Source organism: Devosia sp. LjRoot16 (assembly GCF_964252795.1).
GTDB lineage: Bacteria > Pseudomonadota > Alphaproteobacteria > Rhizobiales > Devosiaceae > Devosia_A.
In genome coordinates this window covers 58,216-80,132 of the sequence record NZ_CAXUPH020000006.1, presented here as the reverse complement: position 1 = coordinate 80,132, position 21,917 = coordinate 58,216, and the positions used below count along the sequence as shown (strand labels likewise).

Below are 21,917 nucleotides of genomic sequence, written 5' to 3'. Positions count from 1 at the left end.
CTCTTCACCTCCCCCATCATGGGGGAGGCCGGGAGGGGGCCGTCTGCTTCAGTCAGCCTCGCCGCATAGCTCCCCTGCAGCTCATTTCGGCGAAATCCCTTGCTAATCCGGCACATATCGCCCATATGGCCAGCATTCGCCCCGCGCACCTGTCCCGTTTATCGGGAAACACGCGCGATGACGGCGATGGACTTCTCTTCTTACTGGCCAAAAACGGTGAGCGGCGAAGTGCCCCGGAAATGTCCCCCGCAAGAGTAGCGGGAACACCGGGAGACAGCGCAACCGTGCGGCAATCCCGTCGCCATTGCATCTATTGATCACGCCGAGCCCGTAATGGCCTCCGGCGACCCACGCGCACCGATTGGCCCGGAGCGCGCCAATGAAAGTTTGACCATTGACCACTTCATTTTCCGAACTCGGCCTTTCAGCGCAGCTCGTCAGCGCGCTTACGGCAGCCGGGTTCACCACCCCGACCCCGATCCAGGCGAAAGCCATTCCGCCGCAGCTCGAGCGCCGTGACATCATGGGCATCGCCCAGACCGGCTCGGGCAAGACCGCGGCGTTCGGCCTGCCGATCCTTGCCGGCCTCGCCGAGCTCGGCGGCCGTGCCAACCCGATGACCACCCGCGCGCTGATCCTTGCGCCGACCCGCGAACTGGCGGTGCAGATCGACGAAGTGCTGCATAAGCTGGCGGGCGCCAAGCTCTCGACCGTCCTGGTGCTCGGCGGCGCCTCGCGCGCCGGGCAGATCCAGAAGATCGCCCGCGGCGTCGACGTGGTGATCGCCACCCCGGGTCGCCTCAAGGACCTGGTCGACGACCGCAAGCTCAAGCTCACCGAGACCCGGTGGCTGGTGCTCGACGAAGCCGACCGCATGCTCGACATGGGCTTCATCAACGCCGTCAATGAGATCGCCCGGGCCATCGGCCCGCGTCGCCAGACCGCGATGTTCTCGGCCACCATGGCGCCCGAGATTGCCGAGCTCGCCAAGGGCCTCTTGAACGATCCGGTGCGCGTCGAAGCGAACCCGGCGGCGCAGACCGTCGGCACCATCGACCAGCGGGTGATCCTCGCCGGTTCGAAGGAAAAGCGCGGCGTGCTCAACAAGCTGCTCGAGGACGAGAGCCTCAGCCGCGTCATCATCTTCTCGCGCACCAAGCATGGCGCCGACCGCGTGGCCAAGAACCTCGCCATCGATGGCCATGAAGCGGCGGCGATCCACGGCAACAAATCGAACAATGCCCGCCAGGCGGCGCTCAAGGGCTTTGCCAATGGTTCGGTGCGCATCCTCGTTGCCACCGATATCGCGGCGCGCGGCATCGACGTGCAGAACATCACGCACGTAATCAACTTCGAGCTGCCGGACGATCCGGAGAACTACGTGCACCGCATCGGCCGCACGGCGCGTAACGGCGCTTCGGGCTTTGCGATTACGCTGTGCGATGGCACCGAGCGCGGCAAGCTCCGCGATGTCGAGCGGTTGATCCGCAAGACCCTGCCGGTGACCGGCGAGCTTAAGGGCAATGGCGGCGAAGTGATCGACGCAGCGCAGGTTCGCGCCCAGCGCCAGCCGCCGCGCCCGCAGACCCCGCGTCCGGATGGCCAGCGCAAGCACGCCAATGCCGGCCGGCACTTCTCGGGTGCCAAGAAAGCGGCGATCGTCGACGGCCGCAAGCGCGGCCATGGCGAAGGCCATGCTGCTCCCGCGAGCAATGGCCAGCCGCAGCGCGGCAACGCACAGCAGGTGCGTGGCGGTGCGGCCAAGGGCAGCAACATCTCGCAGAACGGCGGCGCGGCTCCGACCACGCCCGGCTGGTGGGAAAAGCCGACAGGGCAGGGCACGCCCGCGCCCAAGCAGCGCTGGAACAAGAAGCAGAAGGACGCCGGCCGGCAGCGCCGCACGGAAAGCGCGGCTGGGTAAGGCTGGATAGCGCCACCTCGCATCTCCCCCTTGGCGGGGGAGAAAGGGGGGCGGGCCGCCACTGTGTTATCCACGATCGTCTGACGAGGGGGTGGTCGGTGTTCCGATCGCTTCCCAACCACCGATGTCATCCCAGCGAAAGCTGGGACCCATCTATCGGCTGGCGCGGGCGGTGAGTTGGGTCCCTGTGTGTCGAGCTTGTGGTTAGATGGGTGTCGGGAGGCAGACCGTTGGGTCCCAGGTCGAAGCGACCGTAAGCTGGCTCGGGTCGCCTCCCGACTGCTTATGCACCTGAACAGTTGAACGAGGCCGGTTGCATCGGACCTCGCAGCACAGGGACAGGCCTCATGATCATAGCACCTGGCTTCATCGGTATCGACGTCTCCAAGAACCATCTCGACATCTTCGACGGCAGCACGCATCGGATCGCCAACGAGAGGGAGGCGATCGCCGCCTGGCTGGCGGAACTGACCGCTCCCCGGCTGGTCCTGTTCGAGGCGACCGGTACCTACGACCGGCAGCTGAAGCAGCAGTTGCACGCCGCCGGCATTGACCTGGTTCGGGTCAACCCGCTGCATGCTCGAGCTTTCGCCCGTGCCACCGGGCAACTGGCCAAGACCGACGCGATCGATGCCCGACTGCTCGCGGCCATGGCTCAGGCGTTCAACCCGGCGCCACAGCCGCCGGACGATCCAGAGCGGATGGAACTGGCCGAGTTGCACCGTCGGCGGGCTCAGTTGGTCAGCTGCCGCCAGCAGGAACGCACCCGGCTGCACACCGCCATCCCGAGTATCGCCCCCAGCATCGTCAGCCACCTGGACTGGCTCGACGCCGTGATCAAGCAGCTCGAGCAGCAGATCGAGATGCTGATCCGCCGGTCCACAGCCCTGACGCTGGCCGCCAGCCTGCTGCGCTCCATCCCGGGCATCGGCCCGGTCAATGCGGCGGCGCTTATCGCGCTGATGCCGGAGCTTGGTCAGCGCTCCGGCAAGACCATCGCCGCACTCGGTGGGCTCGCCCCGATCAACCGGGACTCCGGCCAGTTCCGCGGCCAGCGATCAATCGCCGGTGGCCGCGCTGAGGTTCGCAAGCTTCTCTACATGGCCGCCGTCACCGCATCCCGCTCAAGCTCTCGGTTCGCCGAGACCTACAAAGGGCTCACTGCCAAAGGCAAAGCCGCAAAGCTTGCCCTCATCGCCGTCGCTAGAAAGCTCCTCGTCACAGCCAACGCCATCCTCAAGACCGGACAGCCCTTCAAAGCCTGAACAACACAGTTGCCAGCTTTCGCTGGGATGACACCTGGATGAGGAGGAGAGGTGGTGCCTCCCAGTACCCACAGCGATCAAAAAAGGGCGGCACAGTGGGTCGCCCTTTTTGCTTAGCGGATGCCCTTGATCCCGGGCACCAGGCTGACACTCGTCTCGGTCGACGGGGCGCTCATCGCCCCGTCCGGTGGTGGCCCGCTCGGGGGCTCGCCACCACCGGCAGCGCCGCTGAAGCCGGTGGCGGACTGGGCGGCGGGGTCGACGCCGACGATCATGGCGACGAGGTAGCGCTCCTCGAGTTCCTTCACATAGGCGAACGAAGCGCGGGTGGCTTGGCTCGCGATATTGTCGTTGGCGTTGAGCACGTCGCGGTCGTGGCCATGCGCGGTGTAGGGCTCGACATTCTGGTAGATGAACTGGCTCAGCGCATCGGGGAAGAACAGCTGGCCGGTCAGGACGGTTTTCTCGTCGAGGAACACCTTGAAGTGGATGTGGGTGGTGCGGCCGGCATACCAGCCCGGATAGATGGTCTGGAATTCGACGATGCCGGTGGCGCCGGCGAATTGGGTCCCGCGCAGGAACGTCTGGCCCGTGGTGTCGATACCGCCGGTCTGGTTGGCATAGCCCGAATAGAGCCCCTCGGCATTGCAGTGCCAGATATCGACGCGCGCCCCCTCGATCGGCTTGCAGCTGCCATCGACGATCTGCAGCCGCACGGTGGTCGCGACGCCAGTTTGCGTGCCCTCGGTGATATCGGCGCGCTCGAGCTTGGGATCGAAATAATAGGGGCCCTCGGTCACTTCAGGGGTGAGCACGCAGACATCGGCGCCGGGCATCAGGCCGGTGGTTTCGGCGCTCGCTTCCTGGGCAAAGGCCTTCTGAGTCATCAGCGCGCCGCCGGCGGCGGTGACGGCGACGAGGCGCAGGGCGTCGCGGCGAGTTAACGGGCTGGGCATGGGGTCGTCTCCGCTTTCGGTACGAGCCCGATGTAGGAAGGGGTCGGGCGATCCCTGCGTTACAAGTTGGAGAACTGCATTAAGTCTTCGAAATGTGGCGGAACCGGACATTCCTGAACGGCAGATAAACGCCGGATTCCGGGAACGTTCAACCGCCGCGCCGCATTATTGCCCTCAAGATGAACCACCGGGCCCAAGGGTCCGACCGCCCAGGGGGCACAAATGCTGAAGCTCACTCTCGTTGCTCTGTTCGTGATGTCGATGGCGACGCTCACCATCGCTGCCTCCGCGCTGCCGGTTGAAACCGCGCCGGCCACCCAGCTCGCCGATCTCGGCTGAGGCGAAAAGTGGACCACGACCACCAGCACGGCCACCGGCCGGCCGGCATGAACAGCGGCACCCAGATCCTGCTGCTCGTCCTCTTCGCCACAGCGCTCGCCGTGCTGGCCTTCGCTGCCGCGAGTGTCGTGCTCGTCTAGAGCGCGCTTTACCATTTAACCCCGAGATGACACCTTCCCGCCGCTGGTCGGTAGGAGAGCGTCATGGTTGAAACGAAGGCGCCGCATCTGACGCCGCGGAGCCTGGTCGGACAGCGCTTCGGTCGCGATGTGTTCGGCGGCATCCGGGTGGCGCTCATCGGCTATTGCCCGCCACCGTCGCGGCTCGAGGGCTACAGCCCGGAGCGGGTTAGCGACCAGCATTTCATCCATGTCAGCCCGGACAGCGTCCGCATCCTCCGCCACGGTGGCCAACGCTACCTGTCGCTGGCGCATGTCTATGGCGGCCCGGTCTCGGCCTCGACAGTCGAAGAGCTGGCCTATTACGGGATCGAGGCGATCCTCGCCTATGGCCTTGCCGGCGGGCTCGGCACCAAAAATCTCAGGATGGGCGACTTCTACCTGGTCGAGGATGCCTTCGCGGCCGACGGCACGACGCGGCACTACACCAGCGATCCGGTGGTTGCCGCCGATGCCGGGCTCAAGGCGCTGATCCTCGAGCAGTGGCCGGATGCCATCACCGCAGTGCGCGCGGCGACCGGCGATGCCATCTATCGCGAGGACGATGCCATGCTCGAGGGGTTTCGGGCTCGGGGCTGCGACATCGTCAACCTCGATTCGAGCCACCTGTTCGCCGCCTCGCGCACCAATGCCGAAGGGCGGCGGATCCGGACGATCCAGTGCGGGGTGATTTCCGATATGGTGAGTGCGGAGCCGGGCGCCGACTCCGAAAGCACGCTCTCGACCATGCTGTCGGGCGCCGGCGAGGGCTTCAACCCGCTTGAGCGGACCGGCGACATCGTCTCGTTCTACATCGAGCAGCTGGCACCGCGGCTCTGAGACGGATCACTGGCTTCCGGCGCACGATCTGTCACCCCGCTCGGTGTCATCCCTGCGAGAGCAGGGACCCATCTCGCCGCCCGCGCCCGTTGATAGTTGGGTCCCAGCTTTCGCTGGGATGACATCCGGGGGGAGGCGGGCTTTGTGCATAAGCAGATGAGCTTTGGCCCAGAGCTGCCTCAGCTCAGCGGGATGCCCTTCTTGCCCTTGTCTTTCTGGTAGGCGGCCGAGAGGTCGTTATAGGCGGCGTTGAGCTCGTCGACCCGGGCGACCAGCAGCTCGCGCGACGAGCGGTCGATGCCGGCCATCATCTGCTGGATATCGTGGCTCTCAAAGAACGCGTTCCTGCGGTTGTAGAGCGGCCGATCCTCGGGGACGAAATCGCGGTCCGGGTCGGGCACGGCATAGACTTCGCGGAGGATGCGGATGTCGTGCGGGATGCCGAAACTGTCGCGGGTGTCTTCGTAGCTGAACAGGTAATAGAAATTGTCGAAGCCCGACCAGGTGATGCCGGAGAGGCAGAGCGAGCAGGGCTCGTGCGTGGCCAGGAACAGGCAATCCTTGGGCGCCGGGCGCTCGGCGGCCGGGAGTTCGTAGAACCGCTTGATGGCGTGCATTTCGCCATGCCAGAGCGGGTTCTCGGTCTCGTTATTGGTCTCGCCGACGACCAGCGACAGGTCGGACTTCCTGAGGATCGCTGCCCCGAACAGCTTGTTGCCGCCACCGACACCGCGCTTGGTCAGCGGCAGCAGGTCGAGCTCGATGACATCGAGCAGGCGGGAGATGAGGTCGGGCGTATGCATCGGGGGCTCCGGTTGGGTGCACCCAAAGTGCGGCGACCGGTGTGCGGCGTCAATGTTTGCGTGCTGAACCACGGGCTGCGCCACGTCGCCCCCTCGCCCCTCTGGGGAGAGGGCTGGGGTGAGGGGCGCCAAGCGCGCGGGACGGACGTCTATCTTCCGTGGGAGCTGCCTATCCGGTGTGCTTGGCGCCCCTCACCCTGACCCTCTCCCCAGAGGGGCGAGGGGACGGGGTGGCGCAGCCGGTGACACATACAAACGGCTTTAGAACCGCGATTTTCCGAGGTTCGCCAGCTCGACCCCGCCAGCGTCCAGCAGGATCAGGTGATCCTTGTCGAGCCGCCAGAAGCGGGTGGCGGCGAGGGCGGCGAAGAAGCTGTCTTCCTGCTTGGTGGCTTCGTCGGAAACACAGGCCATGCGGGTGGCGGCCACGGCGCTGAAGATCAGCCGTTCAGCATTGACCTCGGCCTGGGCGAACCACGAGTTGCAGCCGCCGCGGCCGCCGGCGCGCATGTCGGAGGCGATGGAGAGCGAGGAGACTATGCCACGCGCTGCCGGCGCGCCGCCGATGGTTTCGGCCTGCCAGGTAATATCGAGGATCGGCGAGGGCGCCGGGGCGACGACCGGGTCGGGCGTCGAGACCGGTTCCTCCTGGGGCACGATGTTGACGATGATGAGGATTGGGGTGGCCGGGGCCAGCGGGTCGAGGGCGTAGGGCTCGGCATTGCGGAACCACACGGCATCCGGGCCGGCGATTTCGGCGATCAGCGCGTAGCTGTGGCCGGCGACGATGACGGCGTCATCGAAGTTGAGGGTGAAGGTCAGCGGCACCTGGCCGGGGCTGGAGATCGGCGCCTTGGCGGAAACGCGTGGCTGGTCGGGCGTCGCGAGGTCGATCAGCGACACCGACAGTGTGCCGCCGGGCGGCAGTGCGATGCGTTCGCGATAGGTTACATCGCCCTTCAGCGTCACCTTGGCGGCGAGCGCCGGGCTCGCCAGTGCCAGCAGCAGTGCCACCATCGCCACAACGATACGCATGTGATGCCTCCAACCCTCAGTCCGCCTTGCCAGACTATGCAGCAATTGCAACGCGGTTGCGACGCCCAAGCGCCAAGTCAGTAAAGAATTGAACCGGTCGCCACCACCAAATACGGCTCGGCAAAGAAGTATTCCTCCAGATTGTTGCCATCGCCGCCGCGGTCGATGATCAGGAAATCGGCGGTCTCGCGCAGCGGCGTGAGCACGGCATGCCAAGTGTTCATCGCCATATTGATGCCTTGGCCGGCCGCCGCGAGGAAGGCGCGTGGGGTGCCGGGGATACCGCCTTCATCCGGCGCGACGATGGAGAGGAACGGGCGCTGCGACAGCGGGTAGAAGGCCTGGCTGCCGAGCGGGTGGCGCTCCACCATGTTCAGCGTCAGCGGCAGCTCATAGGGCTGGCCGCGAGCGATAGAGACCAGCGGGCGCGCATGCACGCCGCCGAGCTCAACCCGCGCCAGATCATGGTAGCGCTCGGTCATGCCGCCATTGATGGGATAGTGGTGCGCACCTTCGGTTTCGATCACCTGCCCGAAGGGGGCATAGGCCTCGCGCGTCAGCGGCTCGATGAGGATAGTCCGGCTGGCTGTCATTTCGACTCCCGTTTGCTGCCCTGGACCTTAGCCGATGTGACGCACCGGGGAAGCCTCACTGCCGGCTGGTGTTTCTCGGGTGAGTGCGCCATGTTCCCGGTGCGGCAATACTGAAAGCGATAATGGCAGAGTATCAGTTCAACAGTTTCGTCTTCCACGAGGACTTGCTTTCGGCACGAGACCTGGGGGGCAGGGAGGTCACCTTCACCCGGGCGGAACGAACGGTGCTCTCGACGTTCATGGCGCACCCGCAGCGGCTGCTGACGCGGAACGCGCTGCTCGATGCCATCTCGGGTGTCGGCTCGGATGCTTCCGACCGGAACGTCGATTTCCTGATCAACCGGCTGCGCGCCAAGCTGGGTGATCCAGCCCGTTCGCCGCGCTTCATCGCCACACGCTACGGCGAAGGCTATGTGTGGGTGGCGGAGCCTGCCCAGCCGGCCGATGCGCTGGTGGTGGTCGGGCCGGTGCATGGCAAGGCGCGGTCGGGCCGGTTCTCCGAGGTTGCCGGCGCCCTGCTCGGCGAACTGGTGCAACAGCTCGACGCGGCCACCTCGCCCGGCCAGGCGGTTCGGCTCGAAGAGACGTTCTCGGCGCGCAGTGCGACGAGGACGCGCTTCAACCTCGAGATCAGCTTTTTCCCACAAGCCGAGGCCCTGCAATGCGCGCTGGTGCTACGGCAGATGCCGGGTGGCGACGTGGTCGGGATGTCCCGGCTGGCAGTCGCCGAGGCGGGTGAGGTGGCAGGACTGGTGGCCGACGTGGTGCAGCAATACCGCTCGCTGATCTGGCACCGGCACGCCCTGGGGATGATGGATGCACCGGCCTCGGCGACACCGCCGCTTTATGTGGCGATGCACGATGCCGGGCGGCTGATCACCGCCGATACCCGCAGCTGGATCGAAAATGTCGACCAGGTGCGCGCCGCGCTGGCTGCCAACCCGGACGATCCGGTGGCGCGGCTGATGTGGGGGCTCAGCCTCTATGTGCAGGTCATCATGGGGAGCAATGGGCAGGGCCGACCGGAAGCCGAGCGGATCGCCGTCGAGGACGAGATCGAGGCGGCCGCGCTTGGTGCACTGCCGGGTGTTGCCGACAACCCGATGCTGAAACTGTCGGTGGCCAAGCTCCTGTTGTTCCTCGCGCGCGGGCACACGGCGATGGGAGAGCGGCTGGCCGAGGAGGCGTTCGAAGCCAGCACGGCGTTTGCCGCTTCGTTCGCCATTCTGGGGCAGGCGCGGCTGATGCGCGGCCGGCTGGCGGAGGGGATCGACCTGCTCGAACGTGCCGCCGAAATGGCCGAATATGGCACCGAGTTCTGGATCTATACCCTCGTGGTGCTGTGCGGCGGCAAGCTTGCGGCCGAGGATCGCAAAGGCCTCCGCGCCACGCTGCAGCAGTTGCACGAGGCTTCGCCGCAAACGCTGATCACGGTGGCGCCGTTCTGCGTTCCGGCAGACGAGCCGTTGTCCCCCCCGGGCCAGGCCTTCATCAGCAGCCTCGGGCCGGAGGGGGCGACCCGGACGCTCGAGTATATCTTCATGACCTCGGTCCGGCAGTACGAGGATCTGCGCCATCAGGGCAACGTGTTGCGCGCGTTGGCCCAGCGCCTGCAGCAGATCTACGGGGCGGATGTGGTACCGTCGCACATCAGGGCGCTGCTGGAGCCTGCAGCAGGGGGCTGACGACCGCCGCCACCGGGGTCGTCAGCTGTGCGAGGTCGACCCGTGGACCTGCGCCCTGTGCACTGCAGGCCGTGAGGGTCACGAGCGCTGCCATTGCGGGGCCAGTGCCGACGCTGGGGCGTCGGGCTGGAGGCACTGTTGGCAACCGGTCGGCCATGGCGATCTCCCTGAGGCGAATTGCTTCGCGAGCAAACGCTAGGGGAGGACTGTTGCTGGATTATTTGCTGGCCGAAGCGTCGACCTTGATGGTGTTGGCAGCCGTGCCGCCGCCCATATAGACCGCCACCAGCTTCATCGGCACGGTGCCGGTATTGACGCCGTTGTGCGGCCAGTGGACCGCTTCGAGCACGGCTTCGCCGGTGCGGTAGACCTTCTTGCCCTTCGTGCCGTAATCGACGGTCAGCTCGCCCTCGAGGATATAGGCAAAGAGCGGCACTTCGTGCTCGTGCCAGCCGGTTTCACCACCCGGCGGCACGGTGACGATCGCCGAGGTGACGTTCGGCGTCCCCTCGGGATAGGCGAGCGGCGCGCCCAGCACGTCGCTGCCGCCCTGCACCAATGGGGTGAGCAGGTTCTGGTAGCTCTGCGGCGTCAGGTCTTCGGCCAGCGCCGGCGAGGCCAGAACCGCAAGCATGGCGGCGGACGCAAATATGGCTTTCATCGCAATTATCTCCCTCGGCCGCGCGCGACGCGGCGGGGGCACGATGATGGCAAGCTGCCCTCTGCCGCAAGGGGTTAGAGCGCGAGTTTCGCGTGCCGGTTGACGTCCTTGTACAGCAGATAGCGGAAGCGGTTCGGGCCGGCGTAGCAGGCTTGCGGGCAGAAGGCGCGCAGCCACATGAAATCGCCGGCTTCGACTTCGACCCAGTCGCCGTTGAGCCGGTACACTGCCTTGCCCTCGAGCACGTAGAGGCCGTGCTCCATGACATGGGTTTCCTCGAACGGGATCACCGCGCCGGGCTCGAGCGTCACGATGTTGACGTGCATGTCGTGACTGATATCGGTGGGGTCGACGAAGCGCGTGGTGCCCCAGCGGCTATCGGTGCCGGGCATCCAGATGATCGGCTCGTCCTGCTCATTGGCAACGAACGCAGCCGGCACGTCGATGCCCTCGACCGCCTCGTAGCGTTTGCGCACCCAGTGAAAGCGCACGGGGGCGGTGGACTTGTTGTTGAGCGCCCAGCGCGTGCCGGGCGGCAGGAAGGCGTAGCCGCCGGTCTTCAGCAGGTGGGTCTTGCCATCAAGGGTGAGCGTCGCCTGTCCCTCGACGACGAACAGCACACCCTCGGCGCCGGCATCGGGCTCCGGCTTGTCGCTGCCGCCGCCGGGAAACACCTCGACGATGTACTGCGAGAAGGTCTCCGAGAAGCCGGTCATCGGCCGGGCGATGACCCAGGCCCGGCTGTCCTTCCAGTGCGGCAGGTAGCTGGTCACGATGTCCCGCATGACGCCACGCGGAATCACCGCATAGGCCTCGGTGAACACGGCGCGGCCGGTGTGGAGGGCGGTCTGGTCGGGCAGGCCGGCAATCGGGCCGGCATAGGTGGTGGGGGCCATCGGACTTCAGTGAACGTGAGTGGTGAGTGCTCTTAGCGCGAAAGCCGATGCAGGCACAGTGGGTGTCAGCGCCGGCTGCCCTTGATGCGGAAGCGCTCGCGATAGCCTTCGGGCGTGGTGCCGAGGTGCTTGCGGAAGGCGCGCGACAGGGTGGTGGCGCTGCCCAGCCCAGCCCGCTCGGCGATGCGGGCCAGCGGCCAGCGCGTCGATTCCAGCAGCTGCTTGGCGCGATCGAGGCGGACCAGCTCGACATAGCGAGCCGGGGTCATGCCGGTTTCGAGGCGGAAGGTGCGGGCAAAGGTGCGCTCGCTCATGATGGCGCGATCGGCCAGCACGGCGACGCTGAGATCGGCCTCGGGGTTGCCGGCGATCCAGGTGACCAGCGATTGCAGCCCATCGCCGGCGCTGGTCTGCGCCGCGAGGCTGCTCGAAAACTGCGATTGGCCACCAACGCGGCGCAGGTAGAGCACCAGCTCGCGCGCCGTCCGCAGCGCCACCTGCGGCCCGCAATCGTACTCGACGAAGGCGAGCGCCAGGTCGATGCCGGCGGTGACGCCGGCCGAGGTGAAGATGTGGCCATCGCCGACGAAGATCGCATCGGGCACCACCTCGGTGCGCGGCAGCAGGGTTTCGAGCAGGCGGGTAGAGGACCAGTGCGTGGTGGCGCGCCGCCCGTCGAGCAGGCCGGAGGCGCCGAGCAGGAACGCGCCGGTGCAGATGCTGGCGACGCGCCGGATGCCGGGGGCATGGGCGGCGAGCCAGGGGAGCAGGGCGGTGCCTTCCGCAGCGCGGCGCACCGGGCCTTCGGGGCCGCCGGAAATCAGCAGCGTATCGATATCGGGCCCCAGCGCCTCGAGCGGCAGGGTGCCGGCGAGCGACAGGCCGGAGCTCGAGGTGATGGTACCGCCGGCCGGGCTCGCCACGATGATCTCATAGCGCAGCGGGGTCGCGGCGAGATCGGGCATGAAGTCGTTGGCCTTGGCGAACACTTCGGCGGGGCCCGTGACATCGAGCAACTGGAAGCCGTCGTAACCGACGATGGCGATACGGCTGATGGTGCTGTGGTTCGGGGGCAGGGGGACGGGTAGCGGCATGGGTTCATCCTAGTGCGCGACAGGGATGGTTGGAAACGCGGGTGAGAGGGCAGACGGTCCGCTGCCGACCACAGGCTCACCTCACCCGGTGGGTGGGGAGAGTTGCGCAGGACCCCCTACCGCCCGCCGCCAGCCCAGGGATACTCCATCACCAGTGCGACGATCTTCGCCGTCGGCAGGTCGTAGCGCGCCGCCACCACCGGCAGCTCGTTCTCGAGCGTCTGGGCCGGCGCTTCGGTGGGCGGCGGGGGCAGGATGCGGTCGACGCGGGCGCTTTCGCTGGGCTGGTCGGGGAGGATCAGCAGGCCGTGGCGGCTCCGAACCGGCGCGCCGCCGGCGCCGAGCGTCACGACGCTCGCGAGGTTGGTGCGGGCATAGGCGTCGACGAGTAACCCCAGCGCTACCTCGTCGACGCCCTGCTCGAGCGGAATACCGACGGTTTCACGTCGCCAGAAGGTCAGGGCGTTGCGAATGAAGGTCTTCTTGTGCTCGAGAGTGAGTTCGAACCCGGCCGAGCGATGCCGGGCATCCCAGCTGGCGACGCCCAGTTCGGCGGCAGTGCGCTCGGCAACGGGCCTCCCGCCAATGGCCTCGACCAAAGCCAGCATGATCGGGATGTTGGCAGTGATGCCGGTGGAGGTAGCGACACCATCGTCGACCACATAGCGGCGATCGGGGACGAAAGTCATGGTCGGATGCTTCTGGCGCAGTTCGGCGACGGCGCTCCAGTGCCCGGTGGCGCGGCGGCCATCGAGCAGGCCGGCAAAGCCGATCATGCGCGAGCCGTTGCAGATCGAGATGATTTTGGCGCCCTTCTTATGCTGGGCGACCAGCCAGTCGGCGATGACCTGGTCGGTGCCGGGGTCCATGGCGGGAACGACGACGTAGTCGGCGCCTTCGGGGTGTTGGGCATCGAAATCGGCGATGGTCGCTTCCGGGGTGATCTTCGGGCCGGGGTAGAGCTGCACCGGTTCGGCGCGCTCGGCCACCACGGTGACCTCGGCGACGTCAGCCCGCTTCAGCACGCCATAGGCCGAAAAGAAGTCGGAGAGCTCGGTCGCCTGGTTCCAGGCGATGATGGCGATCACCGGCCGGTCGGTGGGGCGGGTCGGACGCATCGCCGCGATGGTGGCGGCCTGCTCGTCCGCTGCTATCGGTTCGGCCGGCGCTGGGGCCGCGGTGGGTGTGCCGGGGGAGAGGAGGATCGGGGTAGCGATCAGCACCGCCAGCAGCAGCACGCCAATGCCTGCGAAGATCGTCCGCTTGCGCATCTTGCCCTCCAGTTGGACTCGAGGAGGCTAGCGGCCGGCAGACGACAATGGCCGCCAAATCAGCTGCAGTTCCTGCCAAACGGGCAGGGTGGGGGTAGGGCGGCACGCGCAGGCCTCGCAGTGATCCTCCCCCGCCACGCGGGGGAGGATCACGGCGCGGTCGCTGGCTTCGATGCCCGCACCGGGGTCAGCCCTCCAACCCCTGCTTCAGCTTCAGCAAACCCTGCGCCGCGTAGGCGGCGTAGCCGCCGATCCAGCGCTCGTGCAGCTGCTGAATGGGAATGGCGTTGAGGTGGTTCCAGCGTTCGCGGCCGTCGCGATGGGCGACCACCAGGTCGGCCTCCTCCAGCACCTTGAGGTGCTGCATCACCGTGCAGCGGTCGAGCTCGGGGAAGGCGTCGCAGAGCGCCCCGGTGGTCTGCGGATTATCCTTCAGCCGGTCGAGCATGTTGCGGCGCACCCGGTTCCCCAGGGCCTTGAAAATCCTGTCATTTTGGTCGTCGCTTGACATGTTATATTTTTATAACATAATGGCCGAAAAGACAAGCGATAAACGCCAAGGAGAGACGTCATGGATGTGAAGCTGAAAGTGTCGGGGCGGATCGCCAGGCCCGTGCACGAGGTGTTCGAGGCGGTGGCCGATCCGGCAAAACTCTCCGGCTTTTTCACCACCGGCGGCGCCAAGGGCCGGCTCACCACAGGCGCCACCGTGACCTGGGACTTCGCCGATTTCCCCGGCGCTTTTCCCGTGCAGGTGGTCGAAGTGGTCGACGACCAGCGGATCGTCCTCAAGTGGGGCGCCGTGGAAGGGACGGGCGCCAACCCGAGCGGCGATACCACCGTCACCATGAGCTTTGAGGCCCTCGAGGACGGCCGGACCCTCGTGACCATCACCGAGGCGGGCTGGACGGCAACGCAGCAGGGGCTCGATGCCTGTGTCGGTAATACCGAAGGCTGGACGGGCATGCTGTGCGCCATGAAGGTCTATCTCGAGCACGGCTTCAACCTGCGTGACGGCTTTTACAAATGACCAGCGAAATCCGCGGCGGCATCAACATCGCCATGAAGGTACCGACCCATCTCTATGCGGAAACGGTGGCGTTCTATCGCGACGTGCTGAAGCTCGAGCGGGTGCCGGAGCGGCAGGAGGTCGGCTTCCTGTTCGGGCCGAACCGGCTGTGGATCGACGAGGCGCCGGGGTTTTCGCAGAGCGAAGTCTGGCTTGAACTGTTCACGCCCGAATTTGCTCCCGCCGCAGCGCGGCTGAGCGCCGCGGGGGCGACCCGCAACGATGCCATCGAGCCCTTGGGCGAAGGGTTTCGCGGTGGCTGGTTCTTCAATCCGGCCGGGATCGTTCACATGGTGCGCGAGCCCGACGCCTGGTGAGCGGTTAAGCAAAACGGCCGGCGGTCGTCCAAGGCCAGCGCCGAGTGTCAGAAAAAGTTTAGGAATCGGGCGCAGATTCGGGCCATGGCAACGCAATCGCACCATAACCCGCGCCCCCTGATCGACCCGATCCAGCTGGAACAGGCCGGACGGGCGCTGCGCCAGTGGCTCGACCGCCTGCTCGGCCATGCCGAACCTCAGGTAAATACCGATATCGACTGGGAAGATGGCGAGCCGCACCACGAGCAGCGCGACGGAAGTTACCCGGGGCACTGAGCGATGGATTGGCTCCGCGACTTCCAACAGTCGTTCCGTGAGCCGGTCTATGGATTTCTTGCGACGTTCTGGCCCGTCCTCGCGGTCATCGCGCTGATCGGCCTCGGCTGGCTGGTCGGCAGCATGGTGACGCGCGCCCGTCGAGGTGGCAGCGACAGCAGCGGCAGTGGCGCATTCTCGTTTGGGGATTCCGACGGGGATGGCGGTGGCGGCGATGGTGGTGGTGGCGGCGACTGAGAGCGGCGCCACCCGTCTCCGCTCCCCTCCCCCTTGAGGGGAGGGGTTGAGGGTGGGGGTCCATCGGTGATCACAGAACCACCCCCACGCCCCACCCCTCCCCTCACGGGGGAGGGGAGCGACATCGAGTGGGTGGCGAGCGCTTCGCCCAAACGTTCCAACCCTCAGCCGAGCCCAGCCAATAAATCCTCCAGCCGGTCGTAATGGGCCACCGACTCGTCGTTCATCCCGGCCTTCACAAGCAGCTCGCGCACGTCGCCACTGGGGAATTCCGAGAGCACGTCGAGGGTGGTTGCCCCGGCGTCTTCGGTCAGCGCAGTGGTGACCAGCACCTCACCCGGGTCCCAATCTTCCCAGTGTTCGGTCTGCACGATGCGGCTGGGCGCCTCGAGGTCGCGGAACGTACCGTGCTGGCCGATCTCGCGCCCGTCGGGGCGGCGGGTGACGATGCGCCAGTCTCCGCCGACGCGGAGGTCGAGTTCGCAGCTGACCAGCTCGGCATACCAGCGTCGCAGCAGGGCAGGGGTGGTGAGCGCCGCGAACACCAGCTCGCGCGGCGCCTTGAATCGGCGGACCATGCGGATGGCGCGCTCACCCTCGAGGGTGATGTGCAGCGGTTCGCGGGTCATCTGGCCTTGCCCATGGCGAGGTAGCGGGCCCGCTCGTCCGGCGCATAATGTTCGAGCGCGTTGCGCAGCATGACGCGCGGCATCCGGGCTGCGTGCCTGTCGAGGAAGGCGTTGAGCGCCGGGCGGTTACCGTCGGCAGTGCGCAGCATCCAGCCTGCGGCCTTCTGCACCAGATCCTCGGGGTCATCGAGCAGCAGTTCGGCAATGGCGAAGGCGTCGTCGAGCTGGCCGCGGCGGATGAACGAGAAGGTGGCGAGGGTGGCGGTGCGCCGCTCCCATGGGTTCTCCGATTTCGCCAGCCGGTAGAGGATATCGCGCGGGCGATCGACGAGATGCGGGCCGATCACGTAGTAGGCGGCGAGATCGACGAGGTCCCAGTTGTTGATGCGGTCGTGGCGGCGCAGGTAGAGCTCGAACAGCTCCTCTTTGCGCTCCAGTGTGGTCTTTTTCGCCTGGTATTGCTTGGCCATGATGCTCATGGCGGCAGCGCGCGCCTCATGGATGTCGGACTCCATCAGGTTTTCGATCTCGGCAGGCGGGGTCAGTAGACACTGTTTGGCGAGGGCGAATACCTCGCCCATGCGCACGCCAATGAAAGTGTCGGCCGCGTCGTCATCGAAGTCGAAGTAGCGATGGTATTTCTTGCGCTCCTCGTCCGACCGCAGCTCCTGCAGTCGGGCGAGGATCGCTTTGGCAGTGAGTTCCATCTCTCCCCCTCAGAAGGTCTGGCCCATCTGATCCATAACCTGCTCGAGACCGAGCTGCGAGTAATCCATCATCTGCTTTGACGTGGTGGTGTGCTCGGTGATGGTGACCTCGGTGACATCGCCCTTCGGGGTCAGCGTCACCACGGTCGCGACGTCGCGCGGGAATTCCGCGGGCATGCCGACGCTGGTCGGGTCGATCGGGTTGCCGTCCTTGTCGGAGAGGTTCTGGACGTATTCGAGCCGCTCGTTGGGGATGACCTTGGTGTACTCCCAGCGCATCCACAGGTCGTGCCCCTCCGGCGAGCGCATCAGCACCACCGAATAACCGCCTTCGCGGACATCCATGCGGGCTTCCGGGCTGGTCCAGGGGCGCGGGCCCCACCACTTCATCACCTCGGCATCTTCGGTCCAAGCGCGCCAGGCGCGTTCGGGCGAGGCGTTGAAACTGCGGGTGACGACGACGTCGTGGGTGATGAGCTCGGGCACGTCGGACACTCCCTTGGTTTCGGCGCCGATGGCGGTGAACGCGCCGCGCCAGAAGTCGCGGAACTGGTTGGAGGCGATGTAATATTGCACCGACTGGGTGAACATCAGGCCGATCAGCCCGGTCGCTGGGTCGTTGACCCAGCTTGTGCCATAGCCGCCATCCCAGCCGTAGCGGCCTGGGGTGGGCGAGATATCGTCGGGCGTGTCGTAGGTCAGCACGCCATAGCCCCAGCCGAGCTTGTCGAAGAAGCCGGGCATGAAGCCGGCGCCATCCTGCTGCTCCGGCGTCAGCTGGTTGCGGGTCATCTCGGCCACCGAGGCTTCGCTGAGGAGGCGGGTGCCCTGGTACTCGCCCCGGTTCAGCAGCATGCGGGCGAAGGCGAGGTAGTCATCGAGCGTCGAGACGAGCCCGCCGGCGGCCGAGGGGAAGCTCGGCGGCTTGCTCCAGATGCCCCCGACCGGATCCTCCAGAAACTGCTCGTTGGTGGCGAAGTTCACCGAATAGGCGGGCTGGAAGCGGTCGAGCTTTTCTGCCGGCACGAAGAAGCCGGTATCGACCATCCCGAGCGGGGTGAAGATGCGGCTCGCGAGGAAGTCTTCGAGTGGCATGCCGGAGGCGCGGGCGATCAGCACGCCGAGCAGGAGCGAACCGGTATTGTACATCCAGGTCTCGCCCGGCTGGTGCATCAGCGGCAGCTCGGCGAACTTGGCCATCCACTCATCCGGCGTCCATGGCGTCGCCGGCACCGGGGGGCCATTGGTCAGCTGGCGCGCATCGATCGCCTGCTGGATCGGCAAAGTCGGGTCGAACAGCACGCCGAAGCCGAGCGTGAAATTCATCAGGTCGCGCACTAGGATGGGGCGGCTTGCCGGCACCGTATCGGTGATCGGGCCTTTGAGGTCCTTCAGCACCTGGCGGTTGGCGAGTTCGGGCAGCAGCCGATCGACCGGTTCGTCGAGGCGGAGCTTCTTGTCCTCGACCAGCATCATCACTGCCGCCGTGCCGACGGCCTTGCCGACCGAGGCGATGCGGAAAATCGTGTCGCGACGCATCGGCACGCCGCCCTCATAGGCGGTATTCCCTGCGGTATCGACGATCACCTCGTCGCCCTTGGCGAGCAGCCAGACGGCGCCGGGCATGTCGCCCTTCTTGATCGAGGCTTCGATCTTGCCCTTGAGCGTGGCGAGGGCGGCAGGATCGAACGTCGCCTGCTGGCCGAGGGCGGGGATGGCCGAGGCCAGCACCAGCGAGCTGACAGTGAGGAGGAAGGTTCGGCGGCGCATTGCGGGTCTCCAGGTTTGCGGCAAGCCGCTCCCGGCCGCGCGCCGGGGGGCGCACGGGGGAAGGCGTTGCGATGTGGGTTTTCGGGAGGGCGCCGGCTTAGCTGCCGGCGTAGGCCTTCTGGATGTCGGCCACGATGATCTTCTTCATCTGCAGCATGGCCTGCATGGCGCGGCCGGCGCCGGCACGGTCACTGCCGGCCAGGGCTTCGCCGAGCTGCTTGGGGACGATCTGCCAGCTGAGGCCGAATTTGTCCTTCACCCAGCCGCACTGGCTCTCCTCGCCGCCATCGGCGGTGAAGGTGTCCCAGTAGTGGTCGACCTCCCGCTGGCCGTCGCAATCGATGGTGAAGGAGATCGCCTCGGTGAACTTGAAGATCGGGCCGCCGTTCAGCGCCATGAACTCCTGGTCCTTGAGGCGGAAGGTGATGGTGATGATGCGGCCGTCCGGATAGTGGTCGACCTTGCGGATTTCGCCGTCCTTGAAGGTCTCGATGTAGAACTTGACCATCTCTTCGATGCGGTCGTCGATCCACAGGCAGGGCATGATCTTGGGCATTTGAGGTCTCCTTGGTTGGGTTGAGTTCTCCCGGTCCGTGAAGCGGAACGCTTCAGCGGCAGGGTGGTCGCAGTGGCAGTCGAAGCTTCAGGGGCAGGTATGCCCCTCGGGGTTAGTAAGCCGGCATATCGGCCAGCAATTCTTCCAGGCGCTTGAAGCCCATCTCCATGCCCTCGGCCATCGGGGTGGCCCGGGCGCCGTCGCGCGCTTCCTTATTGGCGTAGAGGATGGTCACCACCGAGGTGGTGATGCCATTGGCTTCAGTGATGCGGTTGGTGACGATGGTCTGCCCGCCGGTCCAATCCATGTCGTAGATCTCGTTGGTCTTGATCCAGTCGGGGCGGGTAATTTCGAGCACCTCGCCAGACGAACCCATCTCGAAACCGCCGGGCCCCCTGGTGACGAAGCGCCACTTGCCGCCGACGCGCGCATCGAACTCGCAGGTGACGAACACCCAGTCGGCCGGCCCGAGCCAGCGACGGATCAGCGCCGGGATGGTCCAGCAGTCGAACACCAGGTCGGCCGTCGCCCTGAAGGTGCGGGTGACGACGATCGCGCGATCGGAGGGCAGGGTGATGGTCAAAGGCGGCTGCATGGGGCGTCTCCTCTGGTCTTCTTGTGATTCAGTTTTTCTTGTTTCCTTGGGGGGCGAAGCGCTGCAACTCGTCGAGCAGGGTATCGAGCCGCTGGTAGCTCTGCTCCCAGAACTTGCGATAGTTCTCGAGCCAGCCCACCGCATCGGCCAGCGGCAGCGCCTCGATCTTCACCGGGCGCCGCTGCGCATCCTTGCCGCGTGAGACGAGGCCAGCATTCTCCAGCACCTTTATGTGCTTGGAAATGGCCGGCTGGCTCATCTCGAACGGCGCCGCCAGCTCGTTCACCGACGCATCGCCCTCGGCCAGCCGCGCCAGGATCGCGCGCCGGGTCGGATCGGCGAGGGCGGCAAAGGTGAGATCGAGCTGGTGCTGGTTGGGCTGCATTTCATAACCTGTTCGCTATATAACGAGATGGTTATGCTTGATGCCGCGGGGGATGTCAAGCGGGGTGTGCGTGGGCGGTGCTGCTCGATAGGCCGGCGCGGGCTGACCCCCACCCTTGATCCCTCCCCGCAAGGGGGAGGGAGACGCAGACTGGGATGTCAGAGTGAGGGTCTCCCTCCCCCTTGCGGGGAGGGGACAGGGGTGGGGTCAGCCCGCGCCGGACTTGCGTATATCTCAGCCCAGAATCTGCCGGATCCGCAACTCCGCGATCCGCTCCACCTGCCGGCAGGCGGTGGCGAATTCCACCTCGCGATCATTGGCCAGGCGCTTTTCGAACGCTGCCATGATCTGGGCTTTGGTGTTGTCGCGCACCGCGATGATGAAGGGGAAGCCGAACTTCTCGACATAGGCGGCGTTCATTTCGCCGAAGCTCGTGCGCTCGGCATCGGTGAGCGCATCGAGCCCGGCCGAGGCCTGCTCGGACTCGGATTCGGAGGTGAGGCGCTTGGCGGCGGCGAGCTTGCCCGCGAGGTCGGGGTGGGCGTTGAGCACGGCCAGCCGCTCGGCGCCGGTAGCGGCGCGGAACACCTGGCTCATCAGGGCTTGGAGCCCGGTGGCGGTATCATGCGCCGGGCCCATTTCGCGCTTGTGGGCGCGCTCGGCCACCCATTCGGAGTGCTCGAACACATTGCCGAACAGCTGGGTGAAATCGTCGAGCGCCAGCTCCGACGGAACGGTCTCCGGCTTCACATAGGGGTGGGTCTGCAGCCAGTGCTCGGCGATATCGATCCGCTTGGCGATCCAGACCTTGTCCTTCTCCATGATGTACTCGACGAAGCGCTTCAGCCCGGCAAAGCGGCCGGGCATGCCGACGAGACGGCAGTGCAGCCCCAACGACATCATCTTGGGGGCGCCGGCCTCGCCCTCGGCGTAGAGCACGTCGAACGTGTCTTTCAGCAGCTGGAAATATTCCTCGCCATTGGCGAAGCCCGACGCGGTGGTGAAGCGCATGTCGTTGGTGGCGAGCGAATAGGGGATGATTAGCTGCGGGCTGCCGAAATGTTCGCGGTAATAGGGCAGGTCATCGTCATAGGTGTCGGAGACATAGGCGAAGCCGCCTTCCTCGCTGGCGAGATCGACGGTGTTCACCGACGTGCGGCCGCAATACCAGCCGGTAGGGCGGGTGCCGGTGACCTCGGTATGCATCCTGATCGCGGCGTGCAGATCCTCGCGCTCATGCTCTATGTCGTAATCCTTGTAGTCGATCCACTTGAGCCCATGGCTGGCGATCTCCCAGTCGGCGTCGAGCATGGCCTTGACCTGCTCGGGCGAGCGCTGCAGCGCGGTGGCGACTCCATAGACGGTGACCGGCAGGTTCAGGCCGGTGAACAGCCGGTGCAGACGCCAGAAGCCGGCGCGGGCGCCGTACTCATACATCGACTCGACATTCCAGTGGCGCTTGCCCGGCCATGGCACGGCGCCGATCACATCGACGAGGAAGGCCTCGGACGCCGCATCGCCATGCAGGATATTGTTCTCGCCGCCTTCCTCGTAGTTGAGGACGAACTGCACCGCGATATGCGCGCCGCCGGGCCATTGCGCATCCGGCGGATTCGGGCCGTAGCCCTGCAGGTTCCGGGGATAACGCATCATGGGCACCTCTTGGTTGGTTCCCGATTTATCACGAGCGCCATGCCGCGATGCAAGGGCGGCAAAAGTGGACCAGTTGGTAAAAAACTGCCGGGCACCCCCTTGGAACGGAGGCGAATATGCTCAATAGTCGGGCAATCCAAGGGTTATGCCTCAACGGCAAGCGGGAGCCGCGGGGGCGATCCGGCGCGCAGGGTGAAGGGACTAGA

The 21,917-nt window shown here is 66.1% G+C and carries 25 protein-coding genes; 9 read left to right on the top strand and 16 right to left on the bottom strand.

Annotated elements, in window-relative coordinates; genetic code table 11:
* Positions 1 to 394 precede the first annotated feature (394 nt).
* Complete coding sequence (locus ACSQ23_RS24520; protein ID WP_082528202.1) at positions 395 to 1,921, top strand: DEAD/DEAH box helicase; 1,527 nt, start codon at positions 395 to 397, stop codon at positions 1,919 to 1,921.
* A gap of 347 nt (positions 1,922 to 2,268) precedes the next feature.
* Positions 2,269 to 3,186, top strand: a complete 918-nt coding sequence (locus ACSQ23_RS24515) for an IS110 family transposase (RefSeq protein ID WP_156387292.1) — start codon at positions 2,269 to 2,271, stop codon at positions 3,184 to 3,186.
* A gap of 113 nt (positions 3,187 to 3,299) precedes the next feature.
* Here ACSQ23_RS24515 and ACSQ23_RS24510 read toward each other — a convergent pair whose 3' ends face one another.
* On the bottom strand, positions 3,300 to 4,142 hold the full coding sequence (locus ACSQ23_RS24510) for an intradiol ring-cleavage dioxygenase (RefSeq protein WP_436092205.1): 843 nt from the start codon (positions 4,140 to 4,142) through the stop codon (positions 3,300 to 3,302).
* A gap of 347 nt (positions 4,143 to 4,489) precedes the next feature.
* Here ACSQ23_RS24510 and ACSQ23_RS24505 point away from each other — a divergent pair, with 347 nt between their 5' ends.
* Positions 4,490 to 4,621 carry a hypothetical protein gene (locus ACSQ23_RS24505; RefSeq protein WP_274532718.1) on the top strand — a complete coding sequence of 44 codons (132 nt, stop codon included), beginning with the start codon at positions 4,490 to 4,492 and terminating at the stop codon, positions 4,619 to 4,621.
* A gap of 63 nt (positions 4,622 to 4,684) precedes the next feature.
* Positions 4,685 to 5,479 carry a phosphorylase family protein gene (locus tag ACSQ23_RS24500; RefSeq protein WP_055880956.1) on the top strand — a complete coding sequence of 265 codons (795 nt, stop codon included), beginning with the start codon at positions 4,685 to 4,687 and terminating at the stop codon, positions 5,477 to 5,479.
* A 179-nt stretch (positions 5,480 to 5,658) separates the two neighbouring features.
* Here the strand turns inward: ACSQ23_RS24500 and ACSQ23_RS24495 are convergent, their stop codons facing one another.
* From ACSQ23_RS24495 to ACSQ23_RS24485, 3 genes are all read right to left on the bottom strand, one after another.
* Positions 5,659 to 6,282: a nucleoside deaminase gene (locus ACSQ23_RS24495; protein ID WP_055880953.1), complete on the bottom strand. Its 624-nt coding sequence runs from the start codon at positions 6,280 to 6,282 to the stop codon at positions 5,659 to 5,661.
* Positions 6,283 to 6,543: 261 nt separating this feature from the next.
* Positions 6,544 to 7,317, bottom strand: coding sequence for an META domain-containing protein (locus ACSQ23_RS24490; RefSeq protein WP_436092204.1), 774 nt, complete (start codon positions 7,315 to 7,317; stop codon positions 6,544 to 6,546).
* A gap of 77 nt (positions 7,318 to 7,394) precedes the next feature.
* Positions 7,395 to 7,910, bottom strand: a complete 516-nt coding sequence (locus ACSQ23_RS24485; protein WP_055880948.1) for an ureidoglycolate lyase — start codon at positions 7,908 to 7,910, stop codon at positions 7,395 to 7,397.
* A 122-nt stretch (positions 7,911 to 8,032) separates the two neighbouring features.
* Here ACSQ23_RS24485 and ACSQ23_RS24480 point away from each other — a divergent pair, with 122 nt between their 5' ends.
* Positions 8,033 to 9,595, top strand: coding sequence for a winged helix-turn-helix domain-containing protein (locus ACSQ23_RS24480; protein ID WP_055880945.1), 1,563 nt, complete (start codon positions 8,033 to 8,035; stop codon positions 9,593 to 9,595).
* A 217-nt stretch (positions 9,596 to 9,812) separates the two neighbouring features.
* On the opposite strand, the gene ACSQ23_RS24475 is transcribed toward ACSQ23_RS24480, so the two are convergent.
* The 5 genes from ACSQ23_RS24475 to ACSQ23_RS24455 form a co-directional block, all read right to left on the bottom strand.
* Entirely contained in the window at positions 9,813 to 10,256 is a 444-nt protein-coding gene (locus tag ACSQ23_RS24475; protein WP_436092203.1) for a cupin domain-containing protein, read from the bottom strand.
* 74 nt (positions 10,257 to 10,330) lie between these two features.
* Entirely contained in the window at positions 10,331 to 11,152 is an 822-nt protein-coding gene (locus ACSQ23_RS24470; RefSeq protein ID WP_436092202.1) for a bifunctional allantoicase/(S)-ureidoglycine aminohydrolase, read from the bottom strand.
* A 65-nt stretch (positions 11,153 to 11,217) separates the two neighbouring features.
* Positions 11,218 to 12,246, bottom strand: a complete 1,029-nt coding sequence (locus ACSQ23_RS24465) for a GlxA family transcriptional regulator (protein WP_436092201.1) — start codon at positions 12,244 to 12,246, stop codon at positions 11,218 to 11,220.
* 116 nt (positions 12,247 to 12,362) lie between these two features.
* On the bottom strand, positions 12,363 to 13,517 hold the full coding sequence (locus ACSQ23_RS24460) for a DJ-1/PfpI family protein (RefSeq protein WP_436092200.1): 1,155 nt from the start codon (positions 13,515 to 13,517) through the stop codon (positions 12,363 to 12,365).
* A 187-nt stretch (positions 13,518 to 13,704) separates the two neighbouring features.
* On the bottom strand, positions 13,705 to 14,028 hold the full coding sequence (locus ACSQ23_RS24455; RefSeq protein WP_056001308.1) for an ArsR/SmtB family transcription factor: 324 nt from the start codon (positions 14,026 to 14,028) through the stop codon (positions 13,705 to 13,707).
* Between the two features lie 60 nt (positions 14,029 to 14,088).
* Here ACSQ23_RS24455 and ACSQ23_RS24450 point away from each other — a divergent pair, with 60 nt between their 5' ends.
* The 4 genes from ACSQ23_RS24450 to ACSQ23_RS24435 all read left to right on the top strand — a co-directional run bounded on the left by ACSQ23_RS24450 (position 14,089) and on the right by ACSQ23_RS24435 (position 15,416).
* Positions 14,089 to 14,547 (top strand): SRPBCC domain-containing protein, encoded by a 459-nt coding sequence (locus ACSQ23_RS24450; protein WP_056001305.1) that lies wholly within the window; start codon positions 14,089 to 14,091, stop codon positions 14,545 to 14,547.
* Positions 14,544 to 14,903, top strand: a complete 360-nt coding sequence (locus tag ACSQ23_RS24445) for a VOC family protein (RefSeq protein WP_055880923.1) — start codon at positions 14,544 to 14,546, stop codon at positions 14,901 to 14,903. Before ACSQ23_RS24450 ends, ACSQ23_RS24445 begins: the two co-directional genes overlap by 4 nt.
* Positions 14,904 to 14,987: 84 nt before the next feature.
* Positions 14,988 to 15,179 carry a hypothetical protein gene (locus tag ACSQ23_RS24440; protein WP_056001302.1) on the top strand — a complete coding sequence of 64 codons (192 nt, stop codon included), beginning with the start codon at positions 14,988 to 14,990 and terminating at the stop codon, positions 15,177 to 15,179.
* Between the two features lie 3 nt (positions 15,180 to 15,182).
* Positions 15,183 to 15,416, top strand: coding sequence for a hypothetical protein (locus ACSQ23_RS24435; protein WP_056001300.1), 234 nt, complete (start codon positions 15,183 to 15,185; stop codon positions 15,414 to 15,416).
* Between the two features lie 164 nt (positions 15,417 to 15,580).
* Here ACSQ23_RS24435 and ACSQ23_RS24430 read toward each other — a convergent pair whose 3' ends face one another.
* The 7 genes from ACSQ23_RS24430 to puuE form a co-directional block, all read right to left on the bottom strand.
* Positions 15,581 to 16,045 (bottom strand): SRPBCC domain-containing protein, encoded by a 465-nt coding sequence (locus ACSQ23_RS24430; protein WP_056001297.1) that lies wholly within the window; start codon positions 16,043 to 16,045, stop codon positions 15,581 to 15,583.
* A complete protein-coding gene (locus ACSQ23_RS24425; protein ID WP_055880912.1) occupies positions 16,042 to 16,752 on the bottom strand; it encodes a DNA alkylation repair protein in 711 nt (236 codons plus the stop codon). The genes ACSQ23_RS24430 and ACSQ23_RS24425 overlap by 4 nt, the downstream gene beginning before the upstream one ends.
* 9 nt (positions 16,753 to 16,761) lie before the next feature.
* On the bottom strand, positions 16,762 to 18,522 hold the full coding sequence (locus tag ACSQ23_RS24420; protein ID WP_436092199.1) for a serine hydrolase: 1,761 nt from the start codon (positions 18,520 to 18,522) through the stop codon (positions 16,762 to 16,764).
* 97 nt (positions 18,523 to 18,619) lie between these two features.
* Positions 18,620 to 19,078, bottom strand: a complete 459-nt coding sequence (locus ACSQ23_RS24415) for a VOC family protein (protein WP_055880909.1) — start codon at positions 19,076 to 19,078, stop codon at positions 18,620 to 18,622.
* A gap of 112 nt (positions 19,079 to 19,190) precedes the next feature.
* Positions 19,191 to 19,673: an SRPBCC domain-containing protein gene (locus ACSQ23_RS24410; RefSeq protein ID WP_436092198.1), complete on the bottom strand. Its 483-nt coding sequence runs from the start codon at positions 19,671 to 19,673 to the stop codon at positions 19,191 to 19,193.
* A 28-nt stretch (positions 19,674 to 19,701) separates the two neighbouring features.
* Positions 19,702 to 20,058 carry an ArsR/SmtB family transcription factor gene (locus ACSQ23_RS24405; RefSeq protein WP_055880904.1) on the bottom strand — a complete coding sequence of 119 codons (357 nt, stop codon included), beginning with the start codon at positions 20,056 to 20,058 and terminating at the stop codon, positions 19,702 to 19,704.
* 234 nt (positions 20,059 to 20,292) lie between these two features.
* Entirely contained in the window at positions 20,293 to 21,708 is a 1,416-nt protein-coding gene (puuE, locus tag ACSQ23_RS24400; protein ID WP_436092452.1) for an allantoinase PuuE, read from the bottom strand.
* Positions 21,709 to 21,917: the final 209 nt, after the last annotated feature.

Coding starts and splice junctions, on each gene's coding strand:
- ACSQ23_RS24450 (WP_056001305.1), top strand. CDS start 14,089: ATGGATGTGAAGCTGAAAGTGTCGGGGCGGATCGCCAGGCCCGTGCAC.
- ACSQ23_RS24460 (WP_436092200.1), bottom strand. CDS start 13,517: ATGCGCAAGCGGACGATCTTCGCAGGCATTGGCGTGCTGCTGCTGGCG.
- ACSQ23_RS24440 (WP_056001302.1), top strand. CDS start 14,988: ATGGCAACGCAATCGCACCATAACCCGCGCCCCCTGATCGACCCGATC.
- ACSQ23_RS24515 (WP_156387292.1), top strand. CDS start 2,269: ATGATCATAGCACCTGGCTTCATCGGTATCGACGTCTCCAAGAACCAT.
- ACSQ23_RS24405 (WP_055880904.1), bottom strand. CDS start 20,058: ATGCAGCCCAACCAGCACCAGCTCGATCTCACCTTTGCCGCCCTCGCC.
- ACSQ23_RS24470 (WP_436092202.1), bottom strand. CDS start 11,152: ATGGCCCCCACCACCTATGCCGGCCCGATTGCCGGCCTGCCCGACCAG.
- ACSQ23_RS24435 (WP_056001300.1), top strand. CDS start 15,183: ATGGATTGGCTCCGCGACTTCCAACAGTCGTTCCGTGAGCCGGTCTAT.
- ACSQ23_RS24510 (WP_436092205.1), bottom strand. CDS start 4,142: ATGCCCAGCCCGTTAACTCGCCGCGACGCCCTGCGCCTCGTCGCCGTC.
- ACSQ23_RS24420 (WP_436092199.1), bottom strand. CDS start 18,522: ATGCGCCGCCGAACCTTCCTCCTCACTGTCAGCTCGCTGGTGCTGGCC.
- ACSQ23_RS24490 (WP_436092204.1), bottom strand. CDS start 7,317: ATGCGTATCGTTGTGGCGATGGTGGCACTGCTGCTGGCACTGGCGAGC.
- ACSQ23_RS24410 (WP_436092198.1), bottom strand. CDS start 19,673: ATGCAGCCGCCTTTGACCATCACCCTGCCCTCCGATCGCGCGATCGTC.
- ACSQ23_RS24445 (WP_055880923.1), top strand. CDS start 14,544: ATGACCAGCGAAATCCGCGGCGGCATCAACATCGCCATGAAGGTACCG.
- ACSQ23_RS24495 (WP_055880953.1), bottom strand. CDS start 6,282: ATGCATACGCCCGACCTCATCTCCCGCCTGCTCGATGTCATCGAGCTC.
- ACSQ23_RS24425 (WP_055880912.1), bottom strand. CDS start 16,752: ATGGAACTCACTGCCAAAGCGATCCTCGCCCGACTGCAGGAGCTGCGG.
- ACSQ23_RS24485 (WP_055880948.1), bottom strand. CDS start 7,910: ATGACAGCCAGCCGGACTATCCTCATCGAGCCGCTGACGCGCGAGGCC.
- ACSQ23_RS24455 (WP_056001308.1), bottom strand. CDS start 14,028: ATGTCAAGCGACGACCAAAATGACAGGATTTTCAAGGCCCTGGGGAAC.
- puuE (WP_436092452.1), bottom strand. CDS start 21,708: ATGCGTTATCCCCGGAACCTGCAGGGCTACGGCCCGAATCCGCCGGAT.
- ACSQ23_RS24500 (WP_055880956.1), top strand. CDS start 4,685: ATGGTTGAAACGAAGGCGCCGCATCTGACGCCGCGGAGCCTGGTCGGA.
- ACSQ23_RS24415 (WP_055880909.1), bottom strand. CDS start 19,078: ATGCCCAAGATCATGCCCTGCCTGTGGATCGACGACCGCATCGAAGAG.
- ACSQ23_RS24475 (WP_436092203.1), bottom strand. CDS start 10,256: ATGAAAGCCATATTTGCGTCCGCCGCCATGCTTGCGGTTCTGGCCTCG.
- ACSQ23_RS24480 (WP_055880945.1), top strand. CDS start 8,033: ATGGCAGAGTATCAGTTCAACAGTTTCGTCTTCCACGAGGACTTGCTT.
- ACSQ23_RS24465 (WP_436092201.1), bottom strand. CDS start 12,246: ATGCCGCTACCCGTCCCCCTGCCCCCGAACCACAGCACCATCAGCCGT.
- ACSQ23_RS24430 (WP_056001297.1), bottom strand. CDS start 16,045: ATGACCCGCGAACCGCTGCACATCACCCTCGAGGGTGAGCGCGCCATC.